General features: G+C 46.4%; 19 protein-coding genes. 17 read left to right on the forward strand and 2 right to left on the reverse strand.

What is annotated here, in order from left to right:
• Window positions 1-15: 15 nt before the first annotated feature.
• From QZX97_RS18305 to QZX97_RS18375, 15 genes are all read left to right on the forward strand, one after another.
• Window positions 16-1,788, forward strand: a complete 1,773-nt coding sequence (locus QZX97_RS18305) for a RagB/SusD family nutrient uptake outer membrane protein (protein WP_295654389.1) — start codon at window positions 16-18, stop codon at window positions 1,786-1,788.
• 115 nt (window positions 1,789-1,903) lie between these two features.
• Entirely contained in the window at window positions 1,904-3,547 is a 1,644-nt protein-coding gene (locus QZX97_RS18310) for a glycoside hydrolase family 28 protein (RefSeq protein ID WP_295654391.1), read from the forward strand.
• A 75-nt stretch (window positions 3,548-3,622) separates the two neighbouring features.
• Window positions 3,623-4,396, forward strand: coding sequence for a rhamnogalacturonan acetylesterase (locus tag QZX97_RS18315; RefSeq protein ID WP_295654393.1), 774 nt, complete (start codon window positions 3,623-3,625; stop codon window positions 4,394-4,396).
• 10 nt (window positions 4,397-4,406) lie between these two features.
• On the forward strand, window positions 4,407-5,201 hold the full coding sequence (locus tag QZX97_RS18320) for a rhamnogalacturonan acetylesterase (protein ID WP_295654394.1): 795 nt from the start codon (window positions 4,407-4,409) through the stop codon (window positions 5,199-5,201).
• On the forward strand, window positions 5,198-6,199 hold the full coding sequence (locus QZX97_RS18325) for a pectinesterase family protein (protein WP_295654396.1): 1,002 nt from the start codon (window positions 5,198-5,200) through the stop codon (window positions 6,197-6,199). Before QZX97_RS18320 ends, QZX97_RS18325 begins: the two co-directional genes overlap by 4 nt.
• 80 nt (window positions 6,200-6,279) lie before the next feature.
• The gene (locus QZX97_RS18330) at window positions 6,280-7,929 is read left to right on the forward strand and encodes a glycoside hydrolase 43 family protein (RefSeq protein ID WP_295654398.1); all 1,650 of its coding nucleotides are present in this window, start codon (window positions 6,280-6,282) and stop codon (window positions 7,927-7,929) included.
• Window positions 7,930-8,063: 134 nt separating this feature from the next.
• Window positions 8,064-8,993 (forward strand): alpha/beta hydrolase, encoded by a 930-nt coding sequence (locus QZX97_RS18335; RefSeq protein WP_295651574.1) that lies wholly within the window; start codon window positions 8,064-8,066, stop codon window positions 8,991-8,993.
• Between the two features lies 1 nt (window position 8,994).
• Window positions 8,995-9,972, forward strand: coding sequence for an alpha/beta hydrolase (locus QZX97_RS18340; protein ID WP_295651571.1), 978 nt, complete (start codon window positions 8,995-8,997; stop codon window positions 9,970-9,972).
• A 133-nt stretch (window positions 9,973-10,105) separates the two neighbouring features.
• Entirely contained in the window at window positions 10,106-10,876 is a 771-nt protein-coding gene (locus QZX97_RS18345) for an SDR family oxidoreductase (RefSeq protein WP_295651569.1), read from the forward strand.
• Between the two features lie 120 nt (window positions 10,877-10,996).
• Window positions 10,997-11,827, forward strand: a complete 831-nt coding sequence (gene kduI, locus QZX97_RS18350; protein WP_295651566.1) for a 5-dehydro-4-deoxy-D-glucuronate isomerase — start codon at window positions 10,997-10,999, stop codon at window positions 11,825-11,827.
• Between the two features lies 1 nt (window position 11,828).
• Entirely contained in the window at window positions 11,829-13,739 is a 1,911-nt protein-coding gene (locus QZX97_RS18355; RefSeq protein ID WP_295651563.1) for a glycoside hydrolase family 88 protein, read from the forward strand.
• Window positions 13,740-13,787: 48 nt separating this feature from the next.
• Window positions 13,788-15,440: an altronate dehydratase family protein gene (locus tag QZX97_RS18360; protein ID WP_295651560.1), complete on the forward strand. Its 1,653-nt coding sequence runs from the start codon at window positions 13,788-13,790 to the stop codon at window positions 15,438-15,440.
• A 284-nt stretch (window positions 15,441-15,724) separates the two neighbouring features.
• Window positions 15,725-17,125 carry a glucuronate isomerase gene (uxaC, locus tag QZX97_RS18365; RefSeq protein WP_295651557.1) on the forward strand — a complete coding sequence of 467 codons (1,401 nt, stop codon included), beginning with the start codon at window positions 15,725-15,727 and terminating at the stop codon, window positions 17,123-17,125.
• Complete coding sequence (locus QZX97_RS18370) at window positions 17,125-18,141, forward strand: sugar kinase (RefSeq protein ID WP_295651554.1); 1,017 nt, start codon at window positions 17,125-17,127, stop codon at window positions 18,139-18,141. Before uxaC ends, QZX97_RS18370 begins: the two co-directional genes overlap by 1 nt.
• Before the next feature lie 112 nt (window positions 18,142-18,253).
• Complete coding sequence (locus QZX97_RS18375) at window positions 18,254-19,408, forward strand: ATP-grasp domain-containing protein (protein WP_295651551.1); 1,155 nt, start codon at window positions 18,254-18,256, stop codon at window positions 19,406-19,408.
• Window positions 19,409-19,417: 9 nt separating this feature from the next.
• Here the strand turns inward: QZX97_RS18375 and pelA are convergent, their stop codons facing one another.
• Window positions 19,418-20,596, reverse strand: coding sequence for a pectate lyase (gene pelA, locus QZX97_RS18380; protein WP_295651548.1), 1,179 nt, complete (start codon window positions 20,594-20,596; stop codon window positions 19,418-19,420).
• Window positions 20,597-20,696: 100 nt separating this feature from the next.
• Here pelA and QZX97_RS18385 point away from each other — a divergent pair, with 100 nt between their 5' ends.
• Window positions 20,697-21,566, forward strand: coding sequence for a glycosyltransferase family 2 protein (locus QZX97_RS18385; protein ID WP_295651545.1), 870 nt, complete (start codon window positions 20,697-20,699; stop codon window positions 21,564-21,566).
• On the opposite strand, the gene QZX97_RS18390 is transcribed toward QZX97_RS18385, so the two are convergent.
• Complete coding sequence (locus QZX97_RS18390; protein ID WP_295664899.1) at window positions 21,567-22,505, reverse strand: glycosyltransferase family 2 protein; 939 nt, start codon at window positions 22,503-22,505, stop codon at window positions 21,567-21,569. It abuts the gene before it with no gap.
• A gap of 109 nt (window positions 22,506-22,614) precedes the next feature.
• Here QZX97_RS18390 and QZX97_RS18395 point away from each other — a divergent pair, with 109 nt between their 5' ends.
• Window positions 22,615-23,676 (forward strand): glycosyltransferase family 1 protein, encoded by a 1,062-nt coding sequence (locus QZX97_RS18395; RefSeq protein ID WP_295651541.1) that lies wholly within the window; start codon window positions 22,615-22,617, stop codon window positions 23,674-23,676.
• Window positions 23,677-23,712: the final 36 nt, after the last annotated feature.

The following is a 23,712-nucleotide window of genomic DNA, read 5'->3' on the forward strand; positions in this document are numbered from 1 at the left end:
TAAATCTTAATAAAAATGAAAAGAAAATCAATTTATAGTTTTATTGTGATCATGATGCTGGGTACGGTATCTATGATCATCAGCTCGTGCACCAAATACCTGACCGAACTACCGAATGCCTCATTTTCGCAACAGGCGGCCTTTAGTAATGTTTCGAATGCTACCGATGCCGTAATGGGTGTTTATAGCGAACTGGCCGGCGACCAAGGTTACGGCATACGTTTAAGCATGTATTACACCGTTGACGCCGATGATTTTGTAGGCCCACCAAACGCCAGCGCACCCGACGGTGACCGGCGTGATATTGCACGTTATGGCGCCAATTCATCAAATGCACAGTTGGAAAAACCCTGGGAACAATTATACGGCGGTGTTGAACGCGCGAATATTTGTATCAAGTACATTCCTTTGATGACGCAATATACCAGCGGCAACGCGGCAGATCAGGCGTCGTTAAAAAGGTTATATGGCGAGGCTTTGACTTTGCGTGCTCAGTTCTATTTTGAATTGATACGCAACTGGGGAGATGTGCCTGCGCCGTTTGTGCCATCGGCCGATCAACCAACACTGGCCTTAACCCGCACTAACCGCGATGTTATTTACGCGCAAATTTTGGGTGATTTATTAAAAGCGGAAAGTTTGGTACCATGGGGCAACGCTGCCGGGGTGGCACGTAATGAGCGTATCACTTTAGGCGCGGTAAAAGGTTTGCGTGCCCGTATTGCATTGTTTGCCGGCGGTTATTCGCTGCGCAACGATACACAAGTGATGTCGCGCAGATCGGATTACCTGACTTTTTATCAAATTGCATTAAGCGAATGCAACGATATCATCAACAGCGGGGTGCACGGTTTAAATGCCAGCTACCTCAATTTATTTAAAAATTATGTGGACGCGCATACTGCGGACCCGGCTTATGAGATTATTTTTGAAGTAGGTATGGGTGGCGGCACAGGTGTTGCCGATAGTAAATTAGGTTATTATGACGGGCCAAAAGTGAACTCGCTTGGTAATGCCAGCCTTATTCCTAACGCAACTTACTTTTACGCTTTCGATCCAAACGATACCCGTAAGGATGTTACCATCGCCACTTATTTTACCAACCTTGACGGAACCAAGGTTTTGCAAAAGATCAATGCAATTTGTTCGGGCAAATTCAGAAGGGACTGGATTACCCCTGCTGTTTCGCCTACTTCGTTATTGCAGTATTTTGGTATCGATTGGCCTGTTATACGCTATTCGGATATATTGCTGATGTACGCTGAGGCCGATAATGAAATTAACCAGGGGCCAAATGCTACGGACATCAACTACTTTAACCAGGTACGTACACGTGGCTTTGGTGGCAACGCCGCGCTAATCGGTACAACACCTACTACCTACGCAGCCTTTTTTACTGCTATACAAAACGAAAGGGAGTTTGAGTTTGGTGGCGAAGGTATCCGCAAGTTTGATTTGATCCGTTGGAACCTGATCAATTCGGCTATAACAACTACCCGCGCTAATTTGACATTGATGATGAACAAACAAGCACCTTATGCAACTTTGCCACAATCAATGTTTTATCAAAATGCACAGCAAACCTTGGTTTATGGTAACTCTTTGTATGCTGTAACACCCGCTACTACCCCAACAGGTTATACCAAGGTAACATGGGTAAGTACGTTAACATCAACTATTATATCGAGTGTTGCGCAGTATTTTACGCCTAACCACAGCGAATTGCTGCCTATTCCTTTGGCATCGTTACAAGCCAATCCGAATTTGACGCAAAACCCTGGTTATTAAAAGAAACCTATTCGTACTAATTCAAAGGCTGCCCTAATTGGGCAGCCTTTGTTGGTGACAAACGTTTCCACACGTTTTATGAATCATTAAGTCAAATAATATCTATCATTGTAGCATGAAATCCAATAAAGCACTCATACTGGCCATAGTATCGGTTTTGAGCTTGAAACAAGCAACCGCGCAAACCAAATACAGCTGGAGCAACCTACCCAAGGCCGCCGTACCTACCTTTAAAAAGGACACGTTCAACATTGTGAAATATGGCGCGACGCCTGACGGCATTACATTAAACACCAAAAGTATTAATGCGGCTATTACCGATTGCAGCACTAAAGGCGGCGGTGTAGTGTTGATACCGCAAGGCTTGTGGCTGAGTGGCCCTATTGTACTGAAAAGCAATGTAAACCTGCACATTGACCGCGCTGGTATGGTGTTGTTTACTTCGGATAAGAGTCAATACGCGCTGGTTGAAGGGAATTACGAAGGGCACCCTTCGCCGAGGAACGAATCGCCGGTATCGGGTACTGATTTGCAGAATATTGCCATCACAGGCGAAGGCATATTTGACGGCAACGGCGATGTTTGGCGCGCCATAGGCAAAGACAGGTTGATAGAATCAGACTGGAAACAATTGGTTGCATCCGGAGGCGTTGTAGGCGCTGATGGCAAAAGCTGGTACCCATCGGACAGCTTTGAAAAGGCCAGTAAAATAAAAGATGTTACCATTGTACAGCCAGGCAAAACCATGGCCGATTACGCGCAATACAAAGATTTTTACCGCCCCAATATGCTGGTGCTTACCAATTGCAAAAAAGTATTGCTTACAGGTATTACCTTCCAAAACTCCCCTGCATGGTGCCTGCACACGTTGTTGTGCGAAGATATGACCTTGCGGGAAGTACACGTAAAAAACCCATGGAACGCGCAGAATGGTGATGGAATAGATGTGGAATCGTGCAGGAACGTGTTGATTGAAGGCAGTACTTTTGACGCGGGCGACGATGGCATTTGTGTTAAATCGGGCAGGGATGAAGAAGGAAGAAAACGCGGCAAGCCAACCGAAAATATGGTGGTGCGCAACAATGTTGTTTACCGGGCACACGGCGGCTTTGTAATAGGCAGCGAAATGAGCGGTGGCGCAAAGAACATATTTGTGACCGACTGTACTTTTATTGGTACTGATATAGGCCTAAGGTTTAAAACTGTAAGGGGTCGTGGCGGAGTATGCGAGGATATCTACATCAAAAACATCAGTATGCGCAATATAGTAAACGAAGCGATTTACTTTGATATGTACTACATGACCAAAGCAGCGCCAACCTTGCAAAAAGCAGAGATACCGGCTGTTAACGATGGTACACCACAGTTCCGTAATTTTTATGTGAGCAACGTGGTTTGTAACGGTGCCAAGGAAGCTATTTTTGTAAGGGGCTTACCGGAGATGAGCATTAAAGGCATACACCTGGATAACATCACGATAAAGGCCGATAAAGGTGTTGACCTGATAGAAGCCAAAGACATCGAATTAAAGAACGTTACCCTGCAAATAACCGACCGTACACACCTCATCAATGTAGAAAACAGCACCGGTATTGTTTTGGATGGCATTAAAAGCGTTGACCCTACCGACCTGTTTTTAAGCGTAAACGGCGACCGTATGGGAACCATACAATTATTGCATACCAATATACCCGATGCACGACAAAAAGCAGCGTTTGGTTTTGGTGCCGACAAAAGCGCATTGACAGAGGTAAAATAAATTGTCATTGATGTTTACTCAGCAATACAAAGATTATCCCCGGAGCAACCTTTGTATTGCTAAATTGCTCTGTTTATGAAGAACCGATTTTACAAGTGGGGTGTTTTTGCACTTTGTGTTTTTGCACCGGCAGTATTGTCGTTTATGAATGCGCCAAGTCATATTACTGTGTGGCTTGCCGGGGACTCGACCATGGCTGATAAAGCGGTGAAAGCTTATCCCGAAACCGGTTGGGGGATGCCGTTTAAGGCGTTTTTTGATTCGACGGTAACGGTAAAGAACATCGCCAAAAACGGGCGGAGTACCAAATCGTTCATCGCCGAGGGCTTATGGGCTTCGATTGCTGACAACCTAAAACCCGGCGACTACGTTTTGATACAATTTGGACATAACGATGAGGTGCCAACCAAAGCCACCTACATACCCGAGGCCGGCTATACCGCCAATTTGGTAAGGTTTGTTAATGAAACCCGTGCCAAAGGTGCCAATCCGATTTTGATAACCCCCGTTGCCCGCCGTAAGTTTGATAAGGATGGGAAAGTGCAGGGAACGCATGATGTATATGCTGCATTGGTGCGCAAGGTTGCTGCCGATATGAATGTACCCATGATTGACCTTGACCTCGAGGCCCAGGCGCTTATACAAAAATTTGGTGTTGAAGACTCGAAAATGCTTTTTAATTACCTCACCCCGGGCGAAAACCCGAACTATCCTGATGGAAAAAGCGACGATACGCACTTTAGTGAGTTGGGCGCACGAAAGGTAGCCGAGATGGTATTGGCGGATATTAAAGCATTAAAGTTAGACCTTGCGAACAGGATAGTGATATCGCATTTAGGAATTAAATAAAAGCTCAGCTATGAAACACCGGAGAAATTTTATCGCGATAGCCTGCAGTGTATTGGTGCTTATGTCATTTACACTTTCGCCGCCGGGTAAAATAAAGGTTTATTTGATTGGTGATTCGACCATGTGTTTGTATACCGCAAAACAGTTCCCGATAAACGGCTGGGGTATGCCTTTTGCCAATTATTTTGATGAGGGCGTAACCATTGATAACCGCGCCAAAGGTGGTCGTAGCACCCGCACATTTTTAGCAGAGAACCGATGGAAACCTATTGCCGATAGCCTGAATGCAGGGGATTATGTAATAATCCAATTTGGCCATAATGATGAGGCGAAAGAACCGCAATTTGCCGACAGGTATACGCCGTTGCCCGACTATAAGGCCAACCTAACCAAATTCATCACCGAAACACGCGCTAAAAATGCCTACCCGATATTGATAACGCCGGTAAGCCGCCGCGGTTTTGATAAGGACGGCAAAGCCAAAGAAACGCATGTTGAATATAGCAAAGCCGTATTTGAGGTTGGCGCGCAATTGAATGTGCCGGTGATCGATCTGGATAAGATGAGCCGCGACTATTATCAGCAATTAGGTCCCGACAAGGCGAAACTGTTATTTATGGAATTAGATTCGGCAGAGCACCCCAACTATCCCTTAGGCAGGCATGACGGGACGCACTTTAACGAATTTGGCGCGCGTAAAATGGCTGAAATTGTACTGAACGAACTGAAAGCCCAACATAACCCACTGGCCGACCATATTGTTAAAGGCGCAAACGCGCCGACCGTTAATCCGCAAGCAAAATGAAAAAAATAATATTCATCGGTCTGTTGATACTGACCACAGCAGGCGTAAAAGCACAGGATGCAAAATACCCCAAAGATATAACCGTTGCGCTTGATGGCAGCGGCAACTACAAAACCATACAAGAAGCTGTAAACTCGGTGCGCGATTTTGGGCAGCGGGTAACCATTCACATTAAAAAAGGCGTTTATCACGAAAAGTTGGTCGTCCCGGCATGGAAAACGCAAATCACCCTGTTGGGCGAGGATAAGGACAATACCGTTATCACCAACAACGACTATTCGGGCAAAGTAATACCTACCGGAAAGGACCTGTTTGGGAACCTGAAGTTCAATACTTTTACTTCCTTTACGGTATTGGTACAGGGCGACGACTTTATCGCCAAAAATCTCACTATAGAAAATACCGCAGGCAGGGTTGGGCAGGCACTGGCTTTATATGTTGAAGGCGACCGGTGCATGTTTGAAAATTGCCGGATATTGGGTAACCAGGACACGTTGTATACATCGAACGAAAACAGCAGGCAGTTTTATAAAGACTGCTATATTGAAGGTACCACCGACTTTATTTTTGGCGAGGCGACCTGTGTTTTTCAAAGCTGCACCATCCGTAACCTGATGGCGTCGTTCACCACCGCGGCATCAACCACCCAAAGGCAAAAATTTGGCTATGTACTGTTTGATTGCAAAATCATAGCCGATACTTCGGTGCATAAAGCCTTTTTGGGCAGGCCATGGCGTTCGTATGCAAAAACGGTTTATATCCGTTGCGAGCTGGGCGCGCAAATCATTCCGGAAGGCTGGAATTTGTGGAAAGGCGATGCCATGTTCCCTGATAAAGACAAAACAGCTTATTACGCCGAATACAAAAGTACCGGACCCGGTGCTGCCCCCGAAAAGCGTGCGCCATGGAGCCATCAGTTGACGGAAAAGGAAGTTAAGGAGTACACGCTTACCAATATTTTAGGTGGGAAAGATGGGTGGGACCCATTAGAGAAATAGATTTCGCAACATATTGCAACCGTTTGCATTTTGTTTTTTACTATTGTATTAGAAAAACATATCAATAGCTTAGATAATTTATGAAGACGTGTTTTGCAGTGGCATTCGTATTTCTTACCACATCGGCCATAGCCCAGCACAAGTCAATTAGGGCAGTAGCAACAGCACCAAAATATGTATCGAAAGTTTGGGTAGCCGACCAGGGTAACGGCACTTATAAAAACCCGATTTTGGATGCCGATTACAGCGACCCTGATGCGATTAGGGTTGGCGATGATTTTTATCTCGTTTCTTCGAGCTTTGAGGATATGCCGGGTTTACCCATTCTTCATTCAAAAGACCTGGTGAACTGGAGCATAATAGGCCACGCCCTGATGCGCCAACCACCTTACGAACATTTTGGTCGGGTACAGCACGGCAACGGGGTTTGGGCGCCGAGCATTCGCTACCATAAAGGCGAGTTTTATATTTACTATCCAGACCCGGATTATGGTATCTATGTGTTAAAAGCCAAAAACCCTGCCGGGCCATGGAGCGAGCCGATTTTGGTTCGGGGCGGCGCTGGTTTGATAGACCCCTGTCCGCTTTGGGACGATGACGGGCAGCTGTACCTGGTGCATGCATGGGCGGGCAGCAGGGCAGGCATCAAAAGCATTATCACGGTAAACAAGATGAACGCCGAAGGGACCAAAGTTATGGACGAGGGTGTGCTGGTGTTTGACGGACACGAAACCGACCCTACCATTGAAGGCCCTAAATTTTACAAGCGCCATGGTTACTACTACATTTTTGCCCCGGGCGGCGGCGTGCCAACAGGCTGGCAGGTAGTACTGCGATCAAAAAATGTGTACGGGCCTTATGAGCGGAGGATAGTAATGGACCAGGGCAGCACAACAACCAATGGCCCGCACCAGGGCGCCTGGGTGGATACCCAAACGGGCGAGGATTGGTTTATCCACTTTCAGGATAAGGGGCCCTACGGGCGGGTTACGCATCTGGAGCCGATGAAATGGGTGAACGATTGGCCGGTTATCGGGCTTGACCCTAAGCATACCGGTAAAGGCGAGCCGGTGTTGGTTTACAAAAAACCCAATGTGGGCAAAGTTTACCCAATTGAAACACCTGCCGAAAGCGATGAGTTTAACGATGTGAAGTTGGGGCTGCAATGGCAATGGATGGCCAACCCAAAATCGACATGGGCGGCTACGACCAACGCCGGGGTTCTTACTTTATTTTCCTACATGCCTGATAGCACCAAGAACTTGTGGGAGGCGCCCAACCTGCTGCTACAAAAAACGCCGGCCGATGAGTTTACAGCGACCACCAAATTGACTTTCCATCCTAACACCAAACTGGACGAACGTACCGGTTTAGTGATGATGGGCTTTAGCTACGCGGGATTGGTACTCCACTCGAAAAAGGATGGTTTGTATCTGGAGTATATTCATTGTAAGGACGCGCTAAAAGGAAACGCGGAGCAACAAGAAACGATTATGAAAGCAGCCAGCCCGACGATATATTTAAGAATGAAGGTTATGGCCGGCGCTAAATGCAAATTTAGTTACAGTTTGGATGGGAATACGTTTACGGATGCCGGTACAGAATTTCAGGCTGAAGTTGGGCGATGGATAGGTGCGAAGATGGGCATATTTTGTTCGCGTACTACGCAGACGAATGACTCGGGTTATGCGGATTTTGATTGGTTTAGGGTGAGCCCCATCACCCCCTGATGGGGGTGATATATTGAATATTGAATATTGAATATTGAATATTGAATATTGAATAATGAATGCTGAATGTCGAACATCGAAGTATTTCAGTATTCGATGTTCGTTATTGCGTGTTCGATATTGAATTAGGGTGTATGAAAAGGATAGTTAGTTTAATAGTATTTGTACTTGTCAGCTTTTCGATAAGCTACGCGCAGGAATTTATCCCCTTATGGGAAAAAGGCAAAATACCCAACTCGAAGGGGATGCACCTGACGGACAGTATTGCCAATGAGCGTATTTACCGTGTGGCTACGCCGGGTATGTACGTGTTTTTACCGGGCAAACAAGAGAACAAAGGCGCGGCTGTTGTGATATGCCCGGGTGGCGGGTACGAGCGTTTGGCTTATGTGATCAGCGGTTTGCAACTGGCCAAATGGTTTAACACGATGGGTATTTCGGCTTTTGTGCTCAATTACCGCCTGCCAAATTATGCCGACCTGAAACAACGCGAGATAGGCCCCCTGCAGGATGCCCAGCGCGCTATTCGTGTTATACGTGCCAACGCCGCGCAATGGGGTATCGACCCAAATAAAATTGGCGTAATGGGTTCGTCATCGGGGGGGCACCTGGCTACTACCCTGGGAACGCACCCCGAAGATGTGTCGGCAGTGAAGGATAGTTTGGATAAATTCGCCTTCAACCCCAATTTTATGATATTGGTTTCGCCGGTAGTTACGATGGACCAGAAGTACGCCCATAAAGGCAGCGTTAAGAATTTATTGGGCGAGCATCCAACCAATCAGCAAATAGCCGAATACTCGAACGAATTACAGGTTACGGCCAAAACCCCGCCCACATTTATTGTAGATGCGGAAAATGATAAAACCGTCAACCCGATGAACAGCCTGCTGTTTTATCAGGCCCTGCTCAACAATAGTGTGCCCGTAAGTTTCCACGTTTTCCCGCAAGGGGCACATGCTATCGCTTTGCGGAACAACCCCGGCTCTACCGAATTATGGACGGGGCTTTGCGAAGCCTGGCTGAATGAAATGAACATTATCGCACCCATAAAAGCAAAATAATATGAAAGCGGTTTGGATGGTATTGGGCTTATTAAGTTTATCGGTGTTTAAAACGTCGGCGCAAACGCTCGAGGCTGGCCCGCGCGATACATCGTTCACTACCTACAGCGCCTATAAGAGCGCTTTGAAAAAATACCCGAATATTACGATTGCTAACCCACCTGTACCGGCCACTATCACATCAACAATAAATTTGGTGTATTGCACCGTCAACAACCGTCAATTGCATTTGGATATTTTTTATCCTGCCACAAATAAGGCGCTTTTACCCGGGGTATTGATTATCCATGGCGGGGGCTGGCGCTCGGGCGACAGGTCGCAGCATGTGCCGTTGGCGCAGCAGTTAGCGGCTAAAGGATACGTTACTATTACTGCTGAATATCGGTTAAGTACAGAAGCCCTTTACCCGGCTGCCGTGAACGACCTGAAGACCGCGTTAAAATGGATGCGTGCCAATGCCAAAGTTTACCATATCGACCCGGATAAAATTGCCGTTTGGGGATTTTCGGCAGGCGGGCAGCTGGCCACTTTGATAGGGACCACCGCCGGCGACAAGACCTTCGCTGGTGATGGTTGTTATGATACATATAGCGACAAAGTGCAGGCTATTGTTGATGCGGATGGAACGCTGGCTTTTATTCATCCTGAATCGGGCGAGGGGGACGACAGTAAACATAAATCGGCCGGTACACTTTGGTTCGGCGCATCCAAAACCGAGCGGCCCGACCTTTGGAATGAGGCAGGTGCTTTGAATCACGTAAGTAAAACCACGCCGCCGGTAGCATTCATTAACAGTTCGGTAGACCGGATGCACGCGGGCAGAAGGGACTTTATCCGGAAACTCGACTCTTTACACATTTACAGCGAGGTGCATACCTTTCCCGATACCCCGCATCCATTCCTGTTGTTTAACCCCTGGTTTGAGCCGGTGTTGAATTATACCACTGCTTTTTTGGATAAAATATTTAAAAAGCAGTAAAAACCAATTCCCGATAACGATTGCGCAAATAAATTCGACAGTCATGACAATTGTAAAGCAAAAACTCCTTAAAATTGCTTTATAAACTTATTATCCCCTAAAATCACCTACATCTGAAAAAAACATATACTCAATGCAAGTTCAAAAAATGTTCGACCTGAGCGGTAAGACCGCGTTAATAACGGGCTGCAACCGTGGTATAGGCATGGCCATGACTTTAGCTTTGGCCGCCGCCGGCGCTGATATTATTGGCGTTTCGGCAAACCTGGCACCGAGCGGCAGCGATGTTGAGAAAGAAGTAACCGCTTTAGGCCGGAAATTTAAAGCATACCAATGCGATTTTGGCAACCGCATTTCGCTGGAAGCATTCGCAAAACTGGTATTGGCTGAGAATGCCAACATCGACATCCTGGTAAACAACGCGGGTACCATTATGCGTAAACCCGCTGCCGAACACCCGAACGATTACTGGGATACGGTGATCAATATCAACCTGGACGCGCCTTTCATCCTGACAAGGGAAATAGGCAGAAGAATGCTTGAACAAGGGCATGGGAAAGTGATATTCACCGCATCATTGTTGACCTTTCAAGGGGGTATCAATGTGCCGGGTTATGCGGCAAGCAAAGGCGCTATCGGCAGTTTAACTAAAGCATTTGCCAACGAGTGGACCAGCAAAGGTGTGAACGTGAATGCTATTGCGCCGGGCTATATCTCGACAGATAATACAGAGGCATTAAGAGCTGACCCGGACAGGAGCAAATCGATATTAGACAGGATACCTGCAGGCCGTTGGGGCGAAGCAAGCGATTTGGGTGGCGCAACGGTGTTTTTAGCATCATCGGCATCTGATTATGTGAGCGGGGTTATTTTACCTGTTGACGGCGGATGGATGGGACGGTAATGTGCAAATGCGGAAATGTGCGGATGTGCAAATGAGTTAATGATGCAATTACAATTCGGTGTAATCAAATCACATCGGTGAAATCAAAATAATAAAATCAGTGTAATCACAACAAAAATAATGGAACAGAGATATCATAACAGTCCGAAAGAAGTAAGTACCATGACCACTGCCGAAATGCGTGGCAGTTTTTTGGTTGATGGCTTGATGCAGCCGGGCGAACTTAAATTTGTGTACAGCCACTACGACAGGGTTATTGTTGGAAGCGCGGTACCAACCGATAAAGCGATTGTTTTGGGAAATTACCCTAACCTGCGTGCCGAGTACTTTTTGGAACGCCGGGAGTTGGGTGCAATAAATATCGGCGGACCGGGTGAGGTGGTTGTTGATGGCCAAACCTTCGCGGTTAACAAACTGGATTGTGTTTACGCGGGCAAAGAAAGCAAAAGCGTGGAGTTTAAAAGTAAGGACGCGAAAAACCCGGCGATGTACTATTTATTGTCGTACCCGGCGCATATGGTGTACCCTACGCGTTTGCTGAAAAAGGAGGAAGCCATGCCGGTAAGTATCGGCTCGGCAGAAACATCGAACGCGAGGACAATTTACAAGTACATTCATCTGGAAGGTATACGCAGTTGCCAGCTGGTAATGGGGCTGACCGTTCTGGATAAAGGCAGCGTTTGGAACACTATGCCATCGCACGTGCACGACCGCCGTATGGAAATGTATTTTTACTTTGATGTACAACCCGGCCAGGTGGTGATGCACCTGATGGGCCAGCCGCAGGAAACACGCCATTTGGTAATGCAAAACAACGAGGCGGTGATATCGCCGCCATGGTCGATACACTCGGGTTGCGGAACGGCCAACTACGCCTTTATTTGGGGTATGGGCGGCGAGAACCAGGTGTATAGCGATATGGACCCTGTGGCTATTAACGAATTAAGATAAGATGAAAAAACTAACCGGGTTAGGCATTGCGGCGCTGCTTTTTGCAACAAGCGCAAACGCGCAGGATATACCTATGTCGCAAAAGATGGCGGCTACGGTAATGAAGGTGTGGCCGACGGATACGTCCTCGATAGTCGGTAAACCATTTAAAAAATGGAACTATGACGAAGGCGTGGTGCTAAAAGGCATGGAAGGTGTTTGGCAGCAAACAGCCGACCGGACTTACTTTAAATACATCCAGCAGAGCATGGATAACCTGGTGAGCAAGGATGGCAGCACAATAACCGGTTATAAAGCCGACGATTATACCCTGGACAATATCCTTTGCGGGCGCAACCTGCTGATGTTGTACAACGTAACCGGCAGCGAAAAGTATTTTAAGGCTGCGACTATGTTATACGACCAGCTGAAAAAACAACCCCGCACACCCGAAGGCGGATTTTGGCATAAAAAACGTTATCCCGACCAAATGTGGCTGGATGGCCTGTACATGGGCGAATCGTTTTACGCGGAGTATGCGGGGATGATGCACAAGGAAGCCGACTTTGACGATATTGCCAATCAATTTATCCTGATGGAAAAACATGCCCGCGATGCAAAGACCGGCCTGTTGTACCATGGCTGGGACTATAGTAAGAAAGAAAGATGGGCGAACCCGCAAACCGGCTTATCGCAGGAGTTTTGGGGAAGGGCCGATGGCTGGTACGCCATGGCGCTGGTGGATGTATTGGACTATTTTCCGCAAGATCATCTTAAACGCCCGGAACTGATTGCGATACTGAACCGTTTGGCAACCGCTATTACCAAATACCAGGACCCAAAAACGGGTGTATGGTACGATATTTTAGATAAACCGGAAGGCAAAGGCAATTATTTGGAAGCCTCTGCATCGAGTATGTTTACTTATGCTTTGGCAAAGGGTGTGCGGAATGGTTATCTGGCCGAGAGCTATTTGCCTGTTGCAGAGAAAGCTTATAAAGGTTTGCTGACGCAATTTATTACTACCGATGCGAGCGGTGCCGTTACATTGAAGGGCACGGTGAGCGTATCGGGATTGGGCGGGCAGCCTTACCGGGACGGCACTTATGGCTATTATTTGAGCGAGAAAGTGGTGGACAATGACCCTAAAGGTGTGGGTGCATTTTTGCAAGCCTCGGTGGAGATAGAGCGTTTAGCTAACCGCGACCTGGGCAAGGGCAAAACAGTCATCGTGGATTCGTATTTTAATGATGAACACCGGGTGGATAAAATTACCGGCGATCAAAACCTGTCGTACCATTACAAATGGGAAGAGGAAGATAACAACGGGTTCTCGTTCTTCGCTAACGCGTTCCATAATTATGGAGTGAAGACTGAAACCTTGTACCAGGCGCCAACGGCCGAGAACCTGAAAAAAGCGTCCATCTATATCATAGTCGACCCGGATATCCCGAAAGAAAACCCGAACACCAAATACATTGAGGCACCGCATATCCAGGCGATAAGCGATTGGGTAAAAGGGGGCGGGACGCTCATTGTGCTAAACAATGATACCGGCAATGCCGAGTTTAAACATCTGAACATGCTACTGGCCAAGTTTGGCATACACGACAATGAGGACAGCCGTAACCATGTAGTTACACCACATTTTGAGACAGGCGCCGTAATAGTCCCCGCGACCGACCCGATATTTAAGACAGCGAAGAAAGTTTACATCAAAGAGATATCCACTTTCGCGGTAACGCCGCCTGCGGTAGCCAGTTTGGTTGACAATAAGGACATCTTGATCGCGACGGCAAAATATGGCAAAGGCAAGGTGTTTGTGGTTGGCGACCCATGGTTTTATAACGAATATACCGACGGCAGGAAGCTGCCGGCCGACTACGATAATTTAAAAGCAGCAAACGACCTGATAAAATGGGCGTTGAAATGATATAGTGTCAGTATCTATTTTCGGGCACTAATTTTGAGCGATATAAATATGAAACAGAGCATATTGAAAGTGCATCCGGGCGATAACGTGTTGGTTGCATTAAGAGACCTGCAGGCCGGGGAATCAGCAGATTACGCAGGTAAAACATATACCGTTAAGGAGTTTATACCTGCCAAACACAAGTTTGCCGAACACGATTTTGCAGAAGGCGACAAAATATTGATGTATGGCGTTTTGGTGGGCAAGGCGCAAAACGCTATCCCTGCCGGCGGGTTGTTAACCACAGCCAATGTAAAACATGCGGCCAGTGGTTTTGTAGAAGCGCAGCAACATACCGGTTGGCACCAGCCCGATACCGCTAAATGGGCAGGACGAACTTTTATGGGCTACCACCGTGAAGACGGCAGTGTGGGCACCGGCAACTACTGGCTGGTGATACCTATGGTGTTTTGCGAAAACCGCAACCTGGAAGTGATGCAGGAAGCATTGGTAAAACCCCTGGGCTACGGCCGTAAAAAAACCTACGAGAGCAAAGCGCAACAACTCATCAACCTGGTAAAAAATGGCGGCAGCGTTGAGGAGGTTTTATATACCGAAGTTAAAGACGGCGACGCGTTGACAAAAGAAGAACGCCTGTTCCCGAATGTGGATGGCATAAAATTTTTGATACATGCAGGTGGCTGCGGCGGCACCAGGCAGGATGCGCAGGCGCTTTGTGGTTTACTGGCCGGTTATATTACCCATCCGAATGTGGCAGGTGCAACCGTAATGAGTTTGGGTTGCCAAAACGCACAGGTAAGCATTTTAGAAGAAGAAATTAAGAAACGCAGTCCGGATTTTAACAAGCGACTGTATATACTCGACCAGCAAAAGGTAGGGAAAGAGTCGGACCTGCTGGAACTGGCCATGCGGCAAACATTGGCAGGCTTGATGGAGGCGAATAACAATACACGCCAGCCCGCGCCTTTGAGCAAAATTACTATTGGTTTGGAATGTGGCGGGAGCGATGGTTTTTCGGGCATATCGGCTAACCCGGCCATAGGGTATACGTCCGATTTGCTGGTCAGCCTTGGCGGGACGGTAATCTTATCTGAATTTCCGGAATTGTGCGGGGTAGAACAAAATTTGATTGACCGTTGCGTAGATAAGGAAAAAGCCGACCGGTTTAGTCAGTTGGTAAAGTTATATAGTCAAAGGGCTGAGGAAGTAGGTTCGGGTTTTGATATGAACCCTTCGCCGGGCAATATTAAGGATGGATTGATTACGGACGCCATCAAATCGGCAGGAGCGGCAAAAAAGGGCGGCACATCGCCTGTGGTGGATGTGCTGGATTATCCCGAAAAGGTAAGCAAGCCGGGATTGAACCTGCTGTGCACACCGGGTAACGATGTGGAATCGACCACCGCGGAGGTAGCCAGTGGCGCCAATGTGGTGCTGTTTACTACCGGTTTGGGCACACCTACGGGCAACCCGATAACACCGGTAGTGAAGATATCGAGTAATACTACGCTTTTCAAAAAGATGAGCGATATCATCGACATTGATACGGGCACCATTATCGATGGTGAAGAGACCATTGAACAAGCCGGTGAACGCATTTTGGACTATGTGATTAAAGTGGCCAGCGGTGAGATAGAAGTGAGTGCGGTAAGGCACGGGCAGGACGATTTTATCCCGTGGAAACGGGGGATATCGTTGTAGGAGCCCCCTCTAAATCTCCCCCTGTAGGGGGAGACTTAGAGGGGGTAATGTGCAGAATTTAGGGGCGGATTTCGTATTTTTGTAGTGGACGATTGCACCGATTTTTTGATGTGATTACACTGATTTTGTTCTTTGATAATACCCATATTTACCCATGTCGCCAATAGGCCCGGTGATAGTTAGTCGCGAGCGACGAGGCTCGTGCCGACATTTTTTTGAATACCCATAATTACCCATATAAAAATCGGTGGAATCAACAGCCATCGGTGCAATACAAATAAATAATGAAGAAGTTCTTAGACGAAAATTTTTTACTGCAAAGTGCCACAGCGCAAAAGCTTTACCATGATTATGCAAAGCAAATGCCCATCATCGATTATCACTGCCATTTGCCGCCCGACCAGATAGCAAACGACATCAATTTTGCCAACCTGACGCAAATTTGGCTGTATGGCGACCATTATAAGTGGCGTGCCATGCGTGCCAACGGTGTGAATGAGGATTACATTACCGGTAAAAAAAGCGACTTTGAGAAGTTTGAAAAATGGGCCGAAACCGTGCCTTATACCCTGCGCAACCCGCTATACCACTGGACGCATTTAGAATTGCAGCGTTATTTTGACGTGGACGCCATCCTATCGGGAAAGAACGCCAAAGAGGTTTATGATGCCTGTACGGCTAAATTGCAAACACCTGCATATTCTATCCGCAGCATCATCAAAAAAATGAACGTAAAGGTTATCTGTACTACGGATGACCCGATAGATAATTTGGAACATCACCAAAAAATTGCTGCCGATGGTTTTGAAACCAAAGTGGTACCTGCTTTCCGTCCGGATAAGGCGATGGCGGCCGATGATGTTGCGGGTTTGAACGCCTATATAAACAAAGTACAAGAGGTTACCAATATCGCCATAGACAGCTTTGATGCTTACCTGTCGGCCTTAAAAAAACGCCATGATTACTTTGCCGCCAACGGCTGTAAGGTATCGGACCATGGTTTGGAGCAGATATACGCCGAGGATTATACCGATGCCGAGATAAGCACCATCTTTAAAAAGATACGTGCCAATCAGTCCATCAGTTACCACGAAATGTTGCAGTTTAAATCGGCCATGCTGGTTTACTTTGCACATTGGGACCATGAAAAAGGCTGGGTGCAACAGTTCCACTTAGGCGCTTTGCGTAACAATAATGCCCGTATGCTGAGCCAATTAGGCCCTGATACCGGTTGGGATTCGATTGGCGATTTTAGCCAGAGCCGGATGTTGTCGAAATTCCTGAACAAGCTGGATTCGACAGACCAATTGGCCAAAACTATATTGTATAACCTGAACCCGGCGGATAATGAGCTGATGGCGACCATGATCGGTAACTTTAACGACGGATCGGTGGCAGGTAAAGTACAGTTTGGTTCGGCATGGTGGTTTTTGGACCAAAAGGATGGCATGACCAAACAAATCAACGCGCTATCAAATATGGGCCTGTTGAGCCGTTTGGTAGGTATGTTAACGGATTCAAGGAGCTTCCTTTCGTTTCCAAGGCATGAATATTTCCGGAGGTTGTTGTGTAATTTGTTTGGCGAGGATGTAGAGAACGGCGAATTACCGAACGACATTGAATGGCTGGGTAAAATTGTGCAGGACATCAGCTATAACAACGCGAAAGATTATTTCAACTGGTAATGGTAAGCAAGGTACTGTGTTTCGGCGAGCTTTTATTGCGCATCTCACCTGCGCCCGATGAAGGCATATCGGAAAAACAGCCTTTCTTTTTATACATGGGCGGCGCCGAAGCAAACGCGGCAACCGCCCTTGCAGGTTGGAACGTACCGGTAAAATATTGTACGGTACTGCCCGATAATTTTATGAGCCGCCATGTAATAGAATACCTGGAGTATAAAGGCATTTACACCTCGTCGATTTTACACAGCGGCAGCCGTATCGGGGTTTATTACCTGGAGCGTGGCGCCGATTTGAAAGGCAGCATGGTTTACGACCGCGACCGCTCATCATTTTCGGAACTGAAACGCGGGATGATTGATTGGGACAAGGTGCTGCGCGATGTATCGTGGTTCAATTTTACGGCTATTAGTCCGGCATTGAACCACAATGTGGCCGACGTTTGTTTAGAGGCCCTTGAAGCGGCATCCCGTAAGGGTATTACCATTTCGGTCGACCTGAACTACCGCTCGCGGTTGTGGAAATACGGCAAGGAACCAATTGAGATTATGCCCAAACTGATTGAACATTGCGATGTGGTGATGGGCAATATATGGAGCGCCAACCATTTGCTGGGCACAGATATCGATGCGCATATCCATAGCAAAAAAAGTAAGGAAGCATACCTGGCGCATGCTGAGGCTACTTCGAAACAGATTATAGCAATGTTTCCTAAAGTTAAAACGGTGGCCAATACCTTCAGGTTCGACAGCAACGACCAAGACTTGCTGTACTATACCAGTTTATATACCGGCGGGGAGAGTTTTCATTCGCCCGAGTTTAGCTGCGAAGGCGTTGTTGACCGGTCGGGCAGCGGCGACTGCTTTATGGCCGGATTGATTTATGGCTTTTACAACCAAAACCAGCCGCAGGAAATATTGAACTACGCAACGGCCGCAGCCTTTGGCAAATTGCAGGAACAAGGCGATGCTACCGGGCAAGATGTTTTAACTGTTAAGAAAGTGAAAGCGGAGAATTGATTGAAAATTTTGTTTTATTAACTACATTTATAAAATAATTACCATCGGGAAACCCTGATTGTTGTTGTTACGTAAGTTAAATTAAAATAATAGTCAATCCTTATCCGATTGTATGTATAAAGTTCTGCTGGTATCAGTAGCAAGCTTTTTTGATTCGACAGGCGAGATACCTTACATGTTTAAACGTGCGGGGTGCAAGGTAGATGTATTTTGCGACCATGCATCGTGGCTCCTTTCCAATAAATTTTACGATGACTGGATTGAAAGCGGCGGCGATGAAGAAACGTTTAGGGATGACCTGCTTCGGTTGATAGAACGCGACCCTGACTATTACGATTGGATTTTGTTGCTGGAAGACGCGGTGGTGAAGCTGATGAATAAGGCTATTACGTCTGAAGCACTCTTCAAAAAAATATTGCCTATCACCAAAATCGAAAACCGGGAGGTACTTTCGTCGAAGGCAGGGCTGTCGATAGTTTGCCAAAAACATGGAATTTCCACCCCGCGCTTTTTGAACTATGATGAGGCCAGCGACATTGAAACCATAAAGGAGCAATTACATTTCCCGATATTGTTGAAAGAAGACTTTAGCTTTTCGGGTATTGGCATTAAATACTGTGAAGAGCCTGCGCTATTTGAGGAATGTCTCAACAGGGTTTGGGACAAGAGCAACCTGGTATTGCAGGAGTTTATTGAGGGTAAAGACATTGGCATTGAAGCTTTGTTTAGCCATGGTGAACTGGTAATGTACAACGCCGCTGATATACTGTCGTACATGTACGATAAATTCTCGTTCACTACCAGGCGTAAGTATTATCAAGGTGAGGCTATCACTGCAAAATTGAAGGAATTGGGTAAGAGCGTCGGCATAAACGGCTTTGCCAGTATACAATATATCTACCATCCCGAAAGGGACATTTATTATTTGATAGAGTTGGATATACGCACCAATTCGTGGATGCCCTACTCCCGGTTTATGGCCTGCGATTTTTCGGAAGGGATAAAACGCATTATCAACGGGCCGCTTAACGGCAGTGTGCCTGAAATACAACCCACAAGAGCTGTGGAAGTAGCCATTTTCGACAGGGATATCAGGCGCTGTATCAAAAACAAAGACTACAAGGGATTACTCCGCTGGGTTTTTAATTACCATGGCTACTGGAGGTTTATACCGCTATACGACAGGAAGTTATTCAAACGGATAACACGTAAAATCATCCATGACTTTACAGCCAAGTTTGGTCGTAACAAGTCCAAAACCTACTGATTACCGTTATTAGTTCTTTTTCAGCACATTATTGTCGGGTGCCCATTTTTGTTGCCATTCCGTGTAGTGGTCTAACACTTTTTGAGGGTTGTAGGTGTACCAGCCGTACCCATCGCGGCGTTCGCGGGTAACTTCGGCAAGAGAGTACACTACTTTACTGTCGCGGTTGCAAAATAATGGGCGATGTGTTTTTAGTTCGTAATAACGAGTCCAAATGGGTGGCGCAGTATTATCTTCAACCACCACCCTATCCGACACGGAAACCCGGAAAGGTGTTTGCATCCGCTCGGCAGGTATTGTTTTAACCCGGGTGTTATAAATTTTAGAAGCCTCGAACCAGGCAGTAGCGCCTTGTATCGAGTTGATGATTGCTTTTGAAGGGTGGTCGATGCTCATCAGGAACAGGACCAGGTCGGCACTTTCACCATCGCAAATGCTTGGCGGTTCAAATTTGCGTGCCCAGGCCGGTTTCAAAGTAACTTCGTCGTGCTGCTGGCACCAGGCAGTCAGTTTGCCATCGTCAACAATCTGCGTTTTCAGGATACAATCTAAACCTTTGTCAAAAGCTATTTTTAGCTTAGCGCGACGGGCGGCATCGACAAAAGCGTATTGAGGATCATTATCCAGAATGTTTTTGATTAGTTCCATTATGCCTTCGAATACGCCATCGTTATAGGTAATGCAACGGCTATAGTTTTCTTCGAGCGGATAGTATTGCGGGAAGCCGCCGTTCTTATATTGTGATGAAAGGATAAAATCGAGCCCTTTAATGGCACCCTCCTTGTATTTATTGATTTTTGTAGCGGTGTATATCTGTGCCAGGGCAGCAATCTGGGTATAGGTATTGCCATTGTCGTAGGTGGTGTTCAACACATTTCTGCCCGCCGCAACGCTATCAACCTGGTCGGGTGCAAGTATGGCAAAGAAGTCATAATTTTTGGGCCAGCCACCATTCGCTTTTTGGAAGAGTAACATATTATCGCCTATCTGTGTTAACTGATCTTCTTTATAACGCGGCCTGCCGGCGCGGGCGTTAATCATATTACCTTTATCGGATATTGAATACCAGTGGCCTGTATTATCAGCAAAGGGTTTGTAATCTATCTTAACATCCTGGGCGCGCAACACTCCGGCAGATAGTGCGATAAAAAACGTTAACAGTAATTTTAGGCGACTTAGATTTTTCATAAGAAAACAGTTTCGAATTGGTAGGTAAATTTACTGTTTTATTTTGCAAAGCGTAAATAGTTTGGCCCGTGTGCTTACCTTTACTGTTCAATTGCACTAAATGAAAGTAGCGGGCTTTACCTTTATCAGGAACGCAGTAAAAAATGATTACCCGGTTGTTGAAGCTATCACTTCAATATTGCCCATATGCGATGAGTTTGTGGTTGCGCTTGGTAATTGTGATGACGGGACACGCGAACTGATAGCGGGCATCCACTCGCCAAAGATTAAAATATTGGATACCGCTTGGGACGAAACCAAGCTTGAGGGCGGTACTGTTTTTGCCGAAGAAACGGATAAGGCCTTCGCCGCGATAAGTCCGGATGTGGATTGGGCCTTTTATATACAAGGCGATGAGTGTGTACACGAAAAGTATCTTCCGCTGATCAAAAAAGAGATGGAAGACAACTTAGCCGATAAGAAAATTGAAGGCCTGTTGTTTAAGTACCTGCATTTCTATGGTTCGTACGAGTATTACAGCCACTCGCGCAGGTGGTACAGGCGCGAGGTTAGGATAGTGAGAAATGATAAGTCTGTCCACTCGTACCGCGACGCGCAGGGTTTCAGGATAGATGGGCGCAAGCTGAATGTGAAACTGATAGATGCTTATATTTACCATTATGGTTGGGTAAAAAAACCGGAAGGCATCATAAAAAAGCTGCACAGCTTTACACAGTTCTATATCGGCGACCAATGGAATCCGGCAGAGCCTCAAAGCTTCGATTTTGATTATAACAATGCCGATAACCTGGTAAAATTTACCGATACGCCGCCAGCCGTAATGAAAAACAGGATGGCTGCCAACAACTGGAAACTGAATTTGAACGAAGTTAAAAGCAGGATGTCGTTCCGAAGGAAACTGTTGCAACAAATAGAGAACCTTACCGGCTGGCGGATAGGAGAATATCGGAACTATAAGATAGTGAAATAACTATTTGATCATCCAGAACATTTTGATGCTGAAGAGTATCTTGCGCCATTCCGAGCGGTTTTTGTAGGCCAGTATCCGGTCGCGGTATTTTAAGAACAGGCGCATGCGGTTAAAGTCATTGATGAGCGAAAAGCTTTCGTAACTCGTTGAAAGTCCGGCGAAAGCGGCTTTTTGCTCGGTGAGATAGTCGGGGCATTTTTCGTACAGTAGTCGCATCCGTTCACGCGCTTTGGCTTGTATCACTTCTTTAGCCGGTTTCACTTTTTTTACCTTTTTAACACCTTCGGTTTTTACACCAAACACATTCGCGCTGTGCTGTCGGTACCATACCAACGGCTCATCCACAAACAACAGTTGACTTTCAAAAGTAGCTACAAAACCGAGCCAGTAATCGTGCGGTATCATGGTAGGCAGCGGCATACTATCGAGCATAGTTTTGCGGGTGAGTATCATGGCGTGGCCCGCGGCTGTGTTGCCAATGGTGTATTGCAGGCAATCGTCGTAAGTTTGCAGGTACTTGGTGTCGGATAGTTTTTTACCTGTCAGTTCGCCTGCTTCGTTAATAATGGCCGAGTTGCAATACACGATGGCATTACCGGCCAGTTTGGCCATCAAAAACTCCGTTTTGTTCGGTAGCCAAATGTCGTCCTGATCGCAGGGCGAAATGTAGTTGGCAGTAGAAAGCAGGAGGCCTTTTTCAAAATTCTTTACATATCCAAGATTTACTTCGTTAACATAAACCTTGATGTTGGCATATTTTGCAGCGTATGCGTTCAGGATAGCAACGGTATCATCAGTCGAGCAATCGTCGACGACAATGATCTCGAGGTTGGGATAAGTTTGGTTGACGATGCTGTCCAACTGTTCGCGCAAAAAGCGGGAACCGTTATAGGTAGCCATCACAACAGAAACCAAAGGTTGAGCAATTTGAGCACTCATAGCTAAGGGCAAATTAAACCATAAGCAATTTCAAATACAACTGTAATTGTGCGGGATGCCATTTTACCTGAATATTTGTTTTATAATTGCATACAACAAACCTTTTTAAGTGGACAAGCCCAATATATTAGTCACGTTCGACTCGATGAAACATGCCAATTCGGGTTTCTTTTATTTTGGGAAAAGCCTGGGCGATGCTTTGATCGAAGAGAATAAGGAGGAGTTCGGCCTGACTTATTACCTGTCGAAAAACGCCACTTACCAGTTTGACAACAAGGTGTATAAAGAGTTCCTCTCGACCTTCCATAAACTGTACTTCCCTTCATCAAAAAAGTACGACCTTGTTCATTTTACCGACCAGTACTGCCGCTTAAGGCCCAAAAATGTTGCTGCCAAAAGGATACTGACCGTGCACGATTTTAACCATGTGCACGAGGGACGTAAATCGCCAAAAAAGGTTGCCCGATTCATCAAAAACCTGAAGCAGTACATCAGCGTTTGCGATTATGTGGTGGCTATTTCCAATTTTGTAGCCAACGATATTGCCACTTATATGCCCGAAGCAAAAGATAAGATACGGGTAATTTATAATGGTGCCGATAAATTGATTGTACCAAAAAACCATAAGCCTCAATTTGTGCCGTCAAAGCCATTTATATTTACGATAGGCTATGTGGTGGGGAAAAAAAACTTTCATGTATTGCCAGCGCTGTTAAAAGGTAACGATTATATACTGGTGATATCGGGCAAAGAATCGGCTTACCGGGACCGGATAATCGCGGAAGCCAAAAAATATAATTGCGAAGAAAGGGTGATCATTACCGGACCCATAAGCGAAGCGGATAAGGCCTGGTATTATCAAAATTGCGAAGCATTTGCGCTGCCATCAAAAACAGAGGGTTTTGGTTTACCGGTTATTGAGGCCATGCATTTTGGCAAGCCGGTTTTTTTATCCAACCTTACCTCGCTGCCCGAAGTTGGGGGCGATGCCGCGTATTACTTTGATAGCTTTGCACCGGAGGCTATGCAACAGGTTTTTAATGCGGGGATGAAAGATTTTAAGACTAACAACAATGCAGCCGAAGTGATGGCACGTGCCCAAAAGTTTAATTGGGACAAAAGCGCACAACAATACCTGGCTTTATACCGGGAGTGCCTCGCACCCGCATAATTGACATACGGCTGTTTTATAGCATAATAATTATCG

This window comes from uncultured Mucilaginibacter sp. (assembly GCF_903893715.1).
Classification (GTDB): Bacteria; Bacteroidota; Bacteroidia; order Sphingobacteriales; family Sphingobacteriaceae; genus Mucilaginibacter.